The 11,969-nt window shown below is 69.2% G+C and carries 12 protein-coding genes; 6 read left to right on the top strand and 6 right to left on the bottom strand.

Annotated features, from left to right (window positions below; all coding sequences use genetic code 11):
- Nucleotides 1-111: 111 nt before the first annotated feature.
- The 4 genes from ACIA1L_RS25400 (at nt 112) to ACIA1L_RS25385 (ending at nt 2,969) form a co-directional block, all read left to right on the top strand.
- Nucleotides 112-678 (top strand): TasA family protein, encoded by a 567-nt coding sequence (locus ACIA1L_RS25400; RefSeq protein ID WP_396075415.1) that lies wholly within the window; start codon nt 112-114, stop codon nt 676-678.
- Nucleotides 679-680: 2 nt separating this feature from the next.
- Complete coding sequence (locus ACIA1L_RS25395) at nt 681-1,241, top strand: hypothetical protein (RefSeq protein WP_396075414.1); 561 nt, start codon at nt 681-683, stop codon at nt 1,239-1,241.
- A 28-nt stretch (nt 1,242-1,269) separates the two neighbouring features.
- Entirely contained in the window at nt 1,270-2,457 is a 1,188-nt protein-coding gene (locus ACIA1L_RS25390) for a signal peptidase I (protein WP_396075413.1), read from the top strand.
- A gap of 140 nt (nt 2,458-2,597) precedes the next feature.
- The gene (locus ACIA1L_RS25385; RefSeq protein ID WP_396075412.1) at nt 2,598-2,969 is read left to right on the top strand and encodes a response regulator transcription factor; all 372 of its coding nucleotides are present in this window, start codon (nt 2,598-2,600) and stop codon (nt 2,967-2,969) included.
- Between the two features lie 67 nt (nt 2,970-3,036).
- Here the strand turns inward: ACIA1L_RS25385 and ACIA1L_RS25380 are convergent, their stop codons facing one another.
- Complete coding sequence (locus tag ACIA1L_RS25380) at nt 3,037-5,058, bottom strand: S8 family serine peptidase (protein WP_396075411.1); 2,022 nt, start codon at nt 5,056-5,058, stop codon at nt 3,037-3,039.
- Between the two features lie 191 nt (nt 5,059-5,249).
- Between ACIA1L_RS25380 and ACIA1L_RS25375 the strand changes: the two genes are divergently transcribed.
- Nucleotides 5,250-6,131: a M66 family metalloprotease gene (locus tag ACIA1L_RS25375; protein WP_396075410.1), complete on the top strand. Its 882-nt coding sequence runs from the start codon at nt 5,250-5,252 to the stop codon at nt 6,129-6,131.
- A 231-nt stretch (nt 6,132-6,362) separates the two neighbouring features.
- Nucleotides 6,363-7,235 (top strand): sulfotransferase domain-containing protein, encoded by an 873-nt coding sequence (locus tag ACIA1L_RS25370; RefSeq protein WP_396075409.1) that lies wholly within the window; start codon nt 6,363-6,365, stop codon nt 7,233-7,235.
- Nucleotides 7,236-7,239: 4 nt separating this feature from the next.
- Here ACIA1L_RS25370 and ACIA1L_RS25365 read toward each other — a convergent pair whose 3' ends face one another.
- From ACIA1L_RS25365 to ACIA1L_RS25345, 5 genes are all read right to left on the bottom strand, one after another.
- A complete protein-coding gene (locus tag ACIA1L_RS25365) occupies nt 7,240-8,196 on the bottom strand; it encodes a cation diffusion facilitator family transporter (RefSeq protein WP_396075408.1) in 957 nt (318 codons plus the stop codon).
- Complete coding sequence (locus ACIA1L_RS25360; protein WP_396075407.1) at nt 8,193-8,909, bottom strand: substrate-binding periplasmic protein; 717 nt, start codon at nt 8,907-8,909, stop codon at nt 8,193-8,195. Before ACIA1L_RS25360 ends, ACIA1L_RS25365 begins: the two co-directional genes overlap by 4 nt.
- Before the next feature lie 266 nt (nt 8,910-9,175).
- Nucleotides 9,176-9,313: a hypothetical protein gene (locus ACIA1L_RS25355; RefSeq protein WP_396075406.1), complete on the bottom strand. Its 138-nt coding sequence runs from the start codon at nt 9,311-9,313 to the stop codon at nt 9,176-9,178.
- Entirely contained in the window at nt 9,301-10,008 is a 708-nt protein-coding gene (locus tag ACIA1L_RS25350; protein ID WP_396075405.1) for an HNH endonuclease family protein, read from the bottom strand. Before ACIA1L_RS25350 ends, ACIA1L_RS25355 begins: the two co-directional genes overlap by 13 nt.
- A 163-nt stretch (nt 10,009-10,171) precedes the next feature.
- Complete coding sequence (locus ACIA1L_RS25345; protein WP_396075404.1) at nt 10,172-11,350, bottom strand: S8 family peptidase; 1,179 nt, start codon at nt 11,348-11,350, stop codon at nt 10,172-10,174.
- Nucleotides 11,351-11,969: the final 619 nt, after the last annotated feature.

The raw sequence follows: 11,969 nt of genomic DNA, 5'->3' as shown, positions 1-11,969 counted from the left end.
CAGCTCAGGGCCGGTTTGTGCCAGCCGAACTGTCTCACTGTCAGCAACATTGAGCGGGGGAGTATAGAAATGGGCACGAGCGCTACAGCAGCCGGAAAAGGTTCCCGGTCCATGCAGTGGCTGGTCCTCGGTGGCGTAGCCGCTCTGGGCGTCGCTATGACCAGTAGCGGTGTTTTCGCGTCGTGGGTCGCAACGGCTCAGTCGACGACCGGCACCACCAAGGCCGCCACCGTCAGCCTGGTGCACAACGACACCAACGGCACCGTCTTCAGCAGCGGCGTCAACGACCTGCTGCCCGGCGACTACCTCTACCGGTACGCGAACCTGGTGAACAGCGGCGACCTCGCCCAGGACTTCACCGCCACCCTGTCCGGCGGGGGCGCGCTCGCCGCCGCGGGCGGTCTGCAGTTCGCGGTCGACTCGTGCTCCGTCTCGTGGGCCAACGACGGCAGTTGCAGCGGCACGCTGCTCCCGGTGGCAACCGCCCGTGACGTGGCCGGTTCGGCCGGGGTCGCGCTCGGCCAGGTCGCCGCCGCGGGCTCCGCGCACCTGCGCTACAAGTTCCTGCTGAACCCGAGCGCCGACCAGGCGACCTTCCAGGGCAAGACCGGCACGATCTCGGTGACCATCGGCGGCAGCACGCCGGTGACCGGCGGCCGGAACCGCACGGCGGGTTAGTGATGGGAAAGCGTCGTCCGGCGGCCTGGCTGGTAGCCATGGTCGCCGGGCTGCTCCTCGTCGCCGGCGCACCGGCGGAGGCCGCGGTGTCGTGGACCAGCTCGAAGCGGGCGGACTCCGGAACACTGAAGATGGCCCTGCCGTCCTACCAGTTCGCCGGGCCGACTCCGGGCAGCTTCGCCATCGGGTACACCGTGATCAACTTTGTCGACACGACCTACCCGGTCTTCACCAACACCGGCACCACCCCGGCGAGCTTCTCCGGACCGATCCAGTCCAGCGTCCCGGGCGGCGGCGGGTTGCCGCTGGGTTCAGCGGTGGCGGTGGTGTCCTGCACCGTGGCGTGGGTGCTGGGAATGTGCCCCACCGGCGAGGTCATGCTGCTGGTGCCGACCTGGTTGTCGCCGACACCAACGTTGCAGTTCCAGACCGCGCCGATTCCCGCCGGCGGCAAGGTGTACCTCAAGGTGCTGGTCAGCGGGTTCCTGGCGACCGCAACCGTCACCCTGACCGTCAACAAGGCCCTGCTGCCGATCAGCAACACCAACCGGACCGCCGGATGAGTCACCGCCACACAGGACGGGGTACCCGATGAAGAATCCGCTCCGACGTCAATTCGCCGGCGCCCACACCGTCCTGTTCCGCGTGGCTGCGGGCGCGACCGCCCTGTTCATCGCCGCGACGGCAGCCCTGCTCATCACCGACGCCAAGGTGCAGCCGGTGCTCACCGGGTCGATGGACCCGAGCATCCCGCAGTACTCGCTGGTGCTCGCCACTCCGGTGCGCGCCGCCGACCTGCGCATCGGCGACGTGGTCGTGTTCCAGCCGCCGGCCGGCTACCTCGACGACGCCCAGGCGTCCGTCATGCACCGCGTCGTCGAACTGCGCGACGAGGCCGGCGTACCGGTGATGCGGACCCGCGGTGACGCCAACCAGACCGACGACCCGTGGTCCATCGACCTGCGCAGCTCCGCGTTGCTCCAGGTGCAGGCGAACCTGCCGTACGTCGGGCTGTTCGTGCAGTTCCTGCACAACACCACCCGGCACACCGGCGGGATGTTGACCTGGCCCGGCCTGCTGATCCTGATCGGCGTCGGCGGTTACGCCCTGCGCCTGCGGCAGCGGCCGGAGCAGGCCGAGCCGACCCGGCCGACGGAGGTAGCCACTCCCCTGCCGTTGCTCTCGGAGGAACTGCGTCAGCCGCTCAGCAGCATCGTCGGCTACACCGAGATACTGGCCGAGGAGGAGCTGGATCCCGCTCAGGCGCGGGTGGTCGAGACCATCGCCCGGCAGGCGAAGCGCCTCGCCGGCATCGCCGACGACCTCAGCATCTGGCAGTCACTGGAGAAGCCGGGCGACGAGGAGCCCGCCGACACGTGCCTGCTGGCGATCCTGCACCAGACCCGGGACCTGCTCACCGCGGACCTCGCCGCCGGCGGGGTGGACCTCGAGTTCGACCTCGAGGGCGACAGCGGCGTCCGGGCCGATCCGCGCCGCCTGCGGCACGCGCTGCTCACGCTGCTGCGCCAGGTTGTCGGTGCGGCCCAGCCCGGCACGATCGTGGAAGTCACGGCGCACCGCGACGGCGACCAGATGCACATCTCGGTGTCCTCGCCGGGCAGCGCACCGGTGGACTTCGACGTCGAGGATCACCACAGCCTGGCCGAAGTGGTCGCGCACCGCATCCTCGAGCCGCACCTGACGCCGGCCGCCGCCAGCGACGCCGACGTCGTCCTCAGCATCAAGCTGCCCGCCGCCGTCATCGCGGTGGCCCGCTGAAAACGTTGCCAACAGCACGCAGGGCCCCGCCGACCGGCGGGGCCCTGCGTGCTGTTGTCTACCCCTCCGAAGAAGTTCGCGAATTAGTGCAAATCCCCCGCTGGATAGCGCATACTGCCAGCACCGACAGGAAGGGCGCCATGGCTTTCATCATGGTTGTCGACGACGACGCCGACGTGCGGGACCTCATCGAAACCACCCTGCGCATGGACGGCCACGAGGTCAACTGCGCCTCCGGCGGCTCCCAGGCCCTCACGGCGATGCGGGAGCAGCAGCCCGACCTGCTGGTGACCGACCAGATGATGCCCGGCATGACCGGCCTGGAACTGGTCCGGGCCATGCGCGAAGACCACGCCATCGGCGACGTCCCGATCATCCTGCTCACCGGCACGGAGAAGCACCGCGATCTGTACGTTGTGGACCGCTGGTTGGAGAAGCCCTTCAGCCCGGCCCGCCTCCGCTCCCACGTCCAAGCCCTGCTCCGCCGCACTGGCGTCGAACCCTCGGCGTAGGTTTCCCGCACCCGAACAACGAAGAAAGCCCGGGCCAGCTGGCCCGGGCTTTCTCGCGCTCCTGAACTCAGAGGCGAACGGTGGCGCTCGTCGCACCGGTGACGGCCGGGACCGTCGGCACCACGAGACGGTACGACGAGCCGGCACGTAGGCCCGAGAACGTGCGCTGCTTCACCGCACGGTAGGACGCGACGTTGACCCAGTTCCGGCCGTCGAGGCGCTGCAGCCGAACCGTCTGCCCGGCCGCGCCGTCGAGATTCCCGGTCAGCGTCTTACCCGCCTTCGCCAGCGCGACGACTGCGCGCGGCTGGAACGTGACCGTGTCCGACGACACCTGGGGCGAGCTCGTGGTCGCGGAGACCACCAGACGCACCGAGTATCTGCCGGTGACCGGGCGGGAATAGCGCACGGTGCCGTCCGCGGCCGTGGTGGTCGCCGTGCAGGTGAACGGTCCGGTCGGCCCGGCGACGCAGACGGAGGCCCGCTGGTTTGCCCACGGCTTCTTGGCGGCGGTCACGGTGAACGTGCTGGTGCTCGTCGCACCGTGGTTCACCGTGCGGGCCGTGGTCCGCGCAGCGACGACCGGCGTCGCCCTGACCGGGCTCTTCGTCACACCGGGGGTCGGCAAGCCGGCCGGATCGGACGGGACGGGCGAGGGAGCTACCGGCGGCGTCGTCGGAGCGGCGCTCGGGGCGGGCACGACCGTCGGCGCTGAACTGGTCGGCGTGACGCTGGGCGCGCTGGTCGGCGGAGTCGTCGGAGCTGTGGTGGGCGGCGTCGTGGCTGGCGGCGTCGTCGGCGGGGTTGTAGCCGGCGCCGTCGTCGGCGGAGTGGTCGGCGGAGTGGTCGGTGCGCTGGCCGGGACGGCGGAGGCGAGAGCAGCGGCGGGGTCGATCACGCCCCAGCCGTAGTCGGTGTCCTTGCCGGGGGCGCCGGCGTCGACCGCGGTGCTCTCCAGCGCATTCTGGATCTCGTCCGGCGTCAGGGTCGGGTCCGCGGACTTGAGCAGAGCGGCGACCGCGGCCACGTGCGGTGCAGCCATGGACGTACCGCTCTTGAAGGCGTACGTGCCCTTGTCGAGCGGGACCGTGCTGAGGATGTTCAGGCCGGGCGCAGCGACGTCGACGAAGGGGCCCTGGGTCGAGAAGTAGGTGTAAGCGTCGTGGTCGTCGGTCGCAGCCACCCCGATGACGCCCGGGTCCGCGGCGGGATAGTTGACCGGACTGCCGGTTGTCCGGGCGTTGCCCGCCGACGCCACCACGGTCACACCCTGGGAGCGGGCGTACGCGATCGCGTTGCTCACCGAGGCGAGCCGGGACGGCGTGCCGAGGGACATGTTGATGACCTGGGCGCCCTGGTCCGTGGCGTAGACGATGCCGCTCGCCACATCGGACATGCTGCCGGTGCCGTTGGCGCCGAGGACCCGGACCGGCAGGATCCGAGCGTCGGGTGCCACGCCGGCCACGCCGATGCCGTTGCCGGTCAAGGCGGCGATGGTGCCAGCGACGTGGGTGCCGTGCCCGTTCTCGTCGATGGTGGCCGGCGCCCCGCCCCGGGTGAAGTCGATGCCGGGCAGGAGCTGGCCGGCCAGGTCGGGGTGCGACGCGTCGACCCCGCTGTCCAGCACCGCCACCGTGACACCGGCTCCCGTGGAGCGCTGCCAGACCGGGGATATACCCAGGTGGGGCAGGCTCCACTGCTGGTTGGCGTACTGGTCGGTGCCGGTGGGCGCCGCCAACGCCCGGGCAGTGGCGTCGAGCTCGACCGCGACTGCGCCCGGCGTCTGCTGCCCGGCCCGCACGAGCTCCTCGGCATGCTCCCGGTCGGTGGCGTGGCGGGTGGTCACTACCGGCCGGCCCGTGGCGTCGACCGTCGTGGTGACGACGTCGACCGGCTCCTTGACACTGATCCGCTCGGGCAACAGCTCGGCCGGGGCGGCGGTCAGGCCGGACGTGACCGGCGTCCATTCGGGCACGCTGGGACCTTGCGCCGACAAGGTGCCCACAAGGGACGGCACACTCACCGCGGTGGCGGCCAGCGTGCCGGCGGCGACCGCGGCCAGTACGACGCGACGGACTTCCAGAGTCATCCGTGACCCACCTTTCCGCGCCCCTGGCCCGGGAATGGACCGACGCGACGCGAGCCCAGAGTGGTGCGGCATCGGTGCGGGACGGGAACCGGCGAGGTTGCCGCCGGGTTGCGGAAAGCCCCACGCCACCTTCCACAGGTACGGGGCGCGGCTGCCGATCGAAACGGGTGCCCCCGACCCCAGGAGCTGACATGTCGCTGTCCTTCCGGCACCGTCTCGCCGCGGCCCTCGCCGTCGTCGCCACCGGCGGTGTTGCCGCAGCTGCCCCGGTCACCGTGCCGGCCTCGGCTGCAGGGGTCGGCCCAGTGCTGGCCGCGGAGGCCGCTGTCGCCCAGGCGATGCTGCCGTTCTCGGGCGCGACGACGTTCGCGGCGGCGGCGGGCAACCGGAAGGCGTACAAGCTGATGGGTGACCCGGTCGCCCGCTGGAACCCGTGCGATGTGATCGGCTACCGGTTCAACCCGGCCCGGGCGCCGAAGGGCGCGCTCACCGATCTCAAGGGCGCGGTCAAGCGGGTCAGCGCCGCGACCGGCCTCCGCTTCGTGTACCGAGGCACGACGAGCGCCGTCCCGCGCGCGAACGAGGGTTACAACGACGAGTACCCGGCCAACACCCAGCTCGTGGTCGCCTGGGTGAAGCCGGGCAAGCAGAGCGAGTGGATGCCGAAGAACGGTCCGGCCGGCGTGGGCGGATCGGTCTGGAGCCCGGCGTGGACCAAGAGCGGCAAAGAGCAGGGCATGATCAGCTGGGGAGGTGTCGTCCTCAACACCGACGTCAAGGTGGTCGGCGGTTTCGGCACCGGCCCCAAGTACGGCTGGCAGGGCACCCGCGGCCAGCTGCTCATGCACGAGCTCGGGCACGCCATCGGCCTCGCGCACCCGGACATCGACGACCAGAAGCAGATCATGTACCCCCAGATGAGTCGGAAGAAGGCTGTCTGGGGTGCCGGGGACCTCAACGGGCTGAAGCTGGTCGGCAAGTCGGGCGGCTGTATGACCAACAACAACCCGGTAGAGAGTGCCTCCGTGCCGGCGGAAGCCGCCTCCTCGAACGGCGCGTACGCCGCCTGGTAAGGATGCGTTATCCGATTCGTTATCTAGAACATTGATCCATTTCGGCCGTTGATCCGTGCTCTTGAAGGCGTGCACCCAAGCCCGGCCACGACGCTGGCAACGCTGACGTTACTGATGTAAAGTCCGCACACGGCAGGGGCGCACGTGGTGGTGCGAAACTCCTGCGAACAGCAGGGAATTCAACCCCCGCGCGGAGCAGTTCCGTCGCGCGGTCGGACGAGGGCCTGGACGATGTTCAACCGCACAGTGATGTATGCCAAGCAGCACACGCCCAACGCCATGCGAGTCGTGGTGCGACGCACGATGCTCGAAGCCCACAACACCAGGTTGCGGCTCACGGTTCCCGTGGTGGCCCGCTCCGAATACGTGAACATTTATCACTGCGCCGTGCGCAAGACGGCGAGCCAATGGATCAAGGCGCTGTTCAGCGATCCCATCGTGTATCGCCACTCCGGACTGCCCACTTATGATCCACGCTTCTACAATTGGCGCCACCCGCAGGTCTGTCCACCCGATCGGGTGGCATTATCGCTGTTCTTCTCCCGCAAGCGTTTCGACGCTATCCCGAAACCCGAGCGGCACCGAGCATTCTTCGTCTTACGGGATCCGCGCGACATGGTCGTGTCGAGCTATTTCTCCACGCGCAAATCACATGCGCCCATGGGTGACATCCCGAAGGTTCGGCGCGCGCTGGAGGAGCTGCCGGTCAAGGACGGCATGCTCTACCTGATCAACCATCTCGCGCAGAAGGGCACCTTCAAAGCGCTCCGCTCCTGGGCCAACGCCGGAGAGTCCGGCAACGTCCGGCTCTTCCGCTACGAGGACCTGACCGGCCCCGGGCAGACCGAGCAGGTCGACCAGCTGATGCGGCACTGCGGCATCGTCATCCCGCCCGCTGAGCTGTCCACGCTTCTGCACCGCTACAGCTTCTCGGAGATGAACCACCGAGAGAGCGCAGGCACGGTCTCGCACTACCGCAAGGGCAGCCCCGGTGACTGGCGTAACCACTTCGACGACGACATTCAGGAGGCCTTCGCTCGGGCATCGGGCAACCTGACCGACCTGCTCGGCTATCGGTCGGAGTCGACCAGCGTCCGGGTCTGACCGCTCACGGTTTCCCCTCGATCCGCGACACCGGGGAAATCACCAGATCGTGCATGCGCCAGTCGAAGCCGCGGGCAAAGGCCTCCAGCCGTTCGAGCCGGCCCACCAGGTCACCGATGTCCGGGCGCGGCACCACCACCAGTTCGCCGACGAAGACATGACCCTCCTCCCGGAGGCGTAGCCAGGCGTCCGCCACCCAGTCATGGTCCAGCACCGCCGTCAGCAGCTGGTTCGGCAACTCGTGCGGCCGGCTACCGTCGACCACCCTGGGCCGCTCGTCCATCAGATCGGCCACCGCGGCACGCAGGGTGCGGATCCCGTCCCGCACGATGTCGGCACCGATGATCAGCGCGGCGACGGCGTCCGCCCACCAGAGGCCGGCGCCGATACCCAGCACACCGAGGATCGCCGCGCCCGCGGTCAGCCAGTCGGCCCGGTTCATCTCGGCGTCGGCGAACAGCACCTTGTCGTGCAGGTCACGGGCGATCCGCTGCTTCACCCGACCCAGCAGGATCGCCGGAAGCATCGTCGCGAACAACACGACGACCATCAGCCAACCCAGCCACACCTGCACGCCGAGCACCTCGACCAAGCCGATGGGCGCTCGCTCGCCGGCAATCAGGCGCACCGCCGAGTCGTAAACGACATAACCGCCTAAACCAAACAGCGCCACGGCCCCGGCAAGGAAGGCGATGCTCACGGACCGGTGATAACCGTACGGAAAACGCTCGGTGGGCGGCCGATTCCGAAACCGCGCGGCGATCAGGAAGGCAGCCGGCGGCACCAGACCCAGCATGTCCTCGATCCAGGCCGCCTTCATCGCCTGCGACTGCCCCAGCGTGATCGCCAGCAGACCGATCGCGACGGCGAAGAAGACGATCGTCCACCACTCGAGGCGTACGGCCCGGCGGTGCAGGGCAGCCATCTCCGGCGGTAGTTCGAACCGGTCCGCGACCCTCACCGGGATTCCTCCGCCCGACGCAGCAGGCCGTTCACGTCGTCGGCCGACAGGTCGAGCAGGAAATGCTCCACCTCGACCTGCCAGCCGTTCTCACCTGGCGACACCGCCCATACATGGTCCTGGGTGCTCAACTCGTGGCCCGACGACTCGAACCCCAGCTCGGAAAGCCGCCACTCCCCGATCACCACCGGCAGACCTTCGGCGCCCGTCACCTCGGGCACCGACACCACCACGGCATCCTCCGCCGCCAGCGCCGCCACCTCCGCGGTGCCGGCCGACACCGCCACCCGCGTTCCCGCCAGGTCATCCGGAACCGGCACGCCCGGCGGGGCCGCAATCACCGTCTTCGTCGTCACGTACGGGCGGGTCAGCGACGCCTGCTCAAGCCAGGGCGACGTCGCGTCCAGCCCGCCGATCACCAGATCCAGAACGCGGTCCTTCAGGGCTGGCATGAGCGTCGACTCCGCGCCCGGATACCACTCGATCCGAGCTCCGAGCCGCTGGGCCAGCCGCTGCACCAGCCACACCTCGGCACCCTGCGGCTCACCCCGGTCGGGCGCCCAGGTCCACGGCGGGCTCTCGGACAGGCCGACCCGGAGCACCCCGGCACGCACGTCGGCCAAGGTGCTGCCGGTGTCCCGCGGCCACCCACACCCGCCAGCCAGCACCAGCACCAGGACCACCACCACCACAGCAGCAGCGCCGCGCCGCATCCGACCCCCTCATGATCACGAGGGTGTGGGCATACCCGCTTTGTCCGCCGGCTACCCGTCCCCGGCAGATCAAGAGGTTCGCCCGAAAAGAGTTGGCTCGCTGTCCGCCCACGGCGACCACTCACGGCCATTGCGCACAGCGACCCACGGCGCGTGGGAAAGCAAGCCATCGGGCCATCGGCAGCCACCGATGCCGCACCGGAAGGCCCAGCCTTACTCCCGCGAGGAGGTCGGCCGAGGTCGGCCGAGGTCGGCCGACCTCCTCGCTATCCGCAAGTGGCACATGGCGACGTGCCGCCGCCGGGGTCGACCCGGGGCCGCTGTTGCTCGACGAGGACTTCCCAGTCCTCGTCGAGCAGCGCCGCCACCAGCTGCGTTCGCTCCCGGTCCGTCAGGCGCTGCATGCCTCGAGTGCCTGCTGGAGGGCGGTCTTCTCGGCCTCCTGGGCGGTCAGCTCCCAGGTGTGCTTCACCGTGATCCACATCTTGACGTAATCGCACTTGAAGCCCTCGAGCGGCGGCTGCCACTCGGCGGGATCCTGGTCGCCCTTGGCCTGGTTGAGGTCGTCGGTCACCGCCCAGAGCTGCGGGTGGGTCAGATCGTTCGCGAACTGCTCACGCCGCTCGGTGGTCCAGTCGGCGGCACCCGACCGCCAAGCCTCGGCCAGCGGCACGAGGTGGTCGATGTCGACGTCCTGCGCGTCCGTCCAGGTCTCCCCGTCGTACGGGCTGTGCCAGGTTCCCGAGGTTGCTTGACAGGAGTTGTCGACCACCACGCCGTCGCCGTCGCGCTGGAGCACGGTCTCTCGGGTGTTGCAGCTGCCTTCTTGATTCTCCCAGTGCGGGAACTTCTCGCGCTCGTAGCCTTCGCCGGAACCTTCGGCGCCGACAGTCAGGGCGTTCAACTGCTCTTGCGCCTCAGCCTTCGACGGCACCGCCGGCACGGGCGGAATGTCCGCTGTGGTGGGCGGAACCGTGGTCCCGCCCCCGCCGAAGGCGACGACCGGTGTGGGTTTTTCATCGGCGAAAGCGGGGACAGTGACAACGGCAGCGGCGGCGAAGGCGGCTGCGACGACGACGGTGGCGCGAGTACGGCGCATCGATGACTCCCAGGGTCAGCTGGCTGGTGATGGGGGTTCGCGGCGGTGCAACGCCGCGAATGAAGCGGATGACGCGGCTAGGGGCCGCGGAGGAAGCGGGTATGACAACGGCGGCGGACCTCCGAATACCGGGGGCCCGCCGCCGCGGGGTGGAGCCGGGGAGTCAGCTACCGATGCGCAGCAGCTTGGTGATCGAGCCGGTGCCCGGGTCGGTGACGATGTCGCCGGTCGCCGCGTCGCTCAGCGCGGTGGCAACGTCGGCCGGGGTGGCGTCCGGCTTGGTGTCCAGCACGAGGGCGGCGGCGCCGACCACGTGCGGGGTAGCCATCGAGGTGCCGCTGATGGTCTTGGTGGCGGAGTCGTCGTCCATCCACGCCGAGGTAATGTCCGCACCCGGGGCGAAGATGTCGAGGCAGGTGCCGAAGTTGGAGAACTCGGCACGAGCGTCGGTGTCGGCGGTCGCGCCGACCGTGATCGCCTCCGGCACCCGGGACGGGCTGCCTTCGCAAGCGTCGGCGGTCTCGTTGCCGGCCGCGACCGCGAAGGTGACGCCCTTGCCGATCGCGCCCTGGACGGCCGTGTCGATGGCCTCGTCGACGCCGCCGCCGAGGCTCATGTTGGCGACGGCCGGCTTGGCCGCGTTGCCGGCCACCCAGTCGATGCCGGCGACGACCTGCTCCGTGGTGCCCGAGCCTTCGCAGTCGAGCACCCGCACGGCCACCAGCTTCACTTCCTTGGCGATGCCGTATGTCTTGCCGCCGATGGTGCCGGCGACGTGGGTGCCGTGGCCGTTGCAGTCATCGGCCGTGTCGCCGTCGACGGCGTCGAAGCCGCTGGTGGCCCGGCCGCCGAACTCCGAGTGGCTGGTCCGGATGCCGGTGTCGACGACGTACGCGGTCACGTTCTTGCCCGTGGTGGCGTAGGTGTAGGACTTGTCGAGTGGCAGGGCCGCCTGGTCGACCCGGTCCAGGCCCCAGGTGGCGTCCGTCTGGGTGTCCATCGTGTGCAGCTTGCGCACCTGCTGGACCGAGGCCACGTTCTTGTCGGCGGCCATCTTCTTGGCCTCGTCGGCGCTCATCGTGGTGGAGAAGCCCTGCAGCGCATGACTGAAGGTGCGCTGCACCTTGGCGTCATGGGTGCCGGCGAGCCGGCTGGCCGCCGCCGAGACCTTTTCGGCGCCCGGCTTGAGCACCACGATGTACCGATCGGCCACGGCGTCCGCCGCACCCGCGCCCTGCACCGCGTTCGCTCCGCCCGGCTGCGGAGTCGTCGTAGCGCTTGCCGGAATCACCACTACCGCCGCGGCCAGCGCACCGGCCGCCACCGTCGTCGCACCCAACACCCGACGCGTCGTCTTCCTAGATCCTCGCAACGTGCCTCCCGACTCTCTTCCCATCCACCGTTCGGCCAACTCTCGCTGTCCGTTCAGTGGAGAGGATCAACTGAGTGGTGAGGACGCTAATAACAATCGGTCGATGTTCACAACCGCTGAAACTCGGACCAAGGCCCGCTGACCGCCCGCGGAGAGCGGCCGCCGAACGCAAAGAGTGACGCCGCTGGGAGCGCGTCCATCCTCGACCGCGGGCGCCGAACGGCGCGCGACCCGCCCGGCGCCGGGGTGCCTTCGCGAGCAGGCATTTCGCCGGACCGACCCGACACAAGATCACCTCCGGAGTGGCCGCCGTCACGTGCGAGATCGACGATCCTTAACAGTCCACTAAGGACGGTCGCGGAGGAAGCCCTGAAAAAGAGCTGAGAAAATTTTTTCGGTCGCGCGTACACATGTCTGCAAATCGGTTGTCATCTCTGATGTGCTTTAAGGCATGCTTTTTAGCGCAATGTCAGGATTTCTCGGCGAGGACTAGATGTTCTGCCCAGAGAGGTTGGGAACGCGGCTGGCGGGTGGTCCGCCGATGGCGGTGTGGTGGCGGTGGTGATTGTAGGTGTGCAGGAATCGGGGT

The organism is Actinoplanes sp. NPDC051859, from assembly GCF_044452725.1.
Classification (GTDB): domain Bacteria; phylum Actinomycetota; class Actinomycetes; order Mycobacteriales; family Micromonosporaceae; genus Actinoplanes.
This window is presented reverse-complemented; position numbering and strand designations above follow the sequence as displayed.

What these genes read in the sequence shown, in the direction of transcription:
- ACIA1L_RS25380 (WP_396075411.1), bottom strand. Translation starts at nt 5,058, where the DNA reads ATGACTCTGGAAGTCCGTCGCGTCGTACTGGCCGCGGTCGCCGCCGGC.
- ACIA1L_RS25390 (WP_396075413.1), top strand. Translation starts at nt 1,270, where the DNA reads ATGAAGAATCCGCTCCGACGTCAATTCGCCGGCGCCCACACCGTCCTG.
- ACIA1L_RS25400 (WP_396075415.1), top strand. Translation starts at nt 112, where the DNA reads ATGCAGTGGCTGGTCCTCGGTGGCGTAGCCGCTCTGGGCGTCGCTATG.
- ACIA1L_RS25360 (WP_396075407.1), bottom strand. Translation starts at nt 8,909, where the DNA reads ATGCGGCGCGGCGCTGCTGCTGTGGTGGTGGTGGTCCTGGTGCTGGTG.
- ACIA1L_RS25355 (WP_396075406.1), bottom strand. Translation starts at nt 9,313, where the DNA reads ATGCAGCGCCTGACGGACCGGGAGCGAACGCAGCTGGTGGCGGCGCTG.
- ACIA1L_RS25350 (WP_396075405.1), bottom strand. Translation starts at nt 10,008, where the DNA reads ATGCGCCGTACTCGCGCCACCGTCGTCGTCGCAGCCGCCTTCGCCGCC.
- ACIA1L_RS25395 (WP_396075414.1), top strand. Translation starts at nt 681, where the DNA reads ATGGGAAAGCGTCGTCCGGCGGCCTGGCTGGTAGCCATGGTCGCCGGG.
- ACIA1L_RS25370 (WP_396075409.1), top strand. Translation starts at nt 6,363, where the DNA reads ATGTTCAACCGCACAGTGATGTATGCCAAGCAGCACACGCCCAACGCC.
- ACIA1L_RS25375 (WP_396075410.1), top strand. Translation starts at nt 5,250, where the DNA reads ATGTCGCTGTCCTTCCGGCACCGTCTCGCCGCGGCCCTCGCCGTCGTC.
- ACIA1L_RS25385 (WP_396075412.1), top strand. Translation starts at nt 2,598, where the DNA reads ATGGCTTTCATCATGGTTGTCGACGACGACGCCGACGTGCGGGACCTC.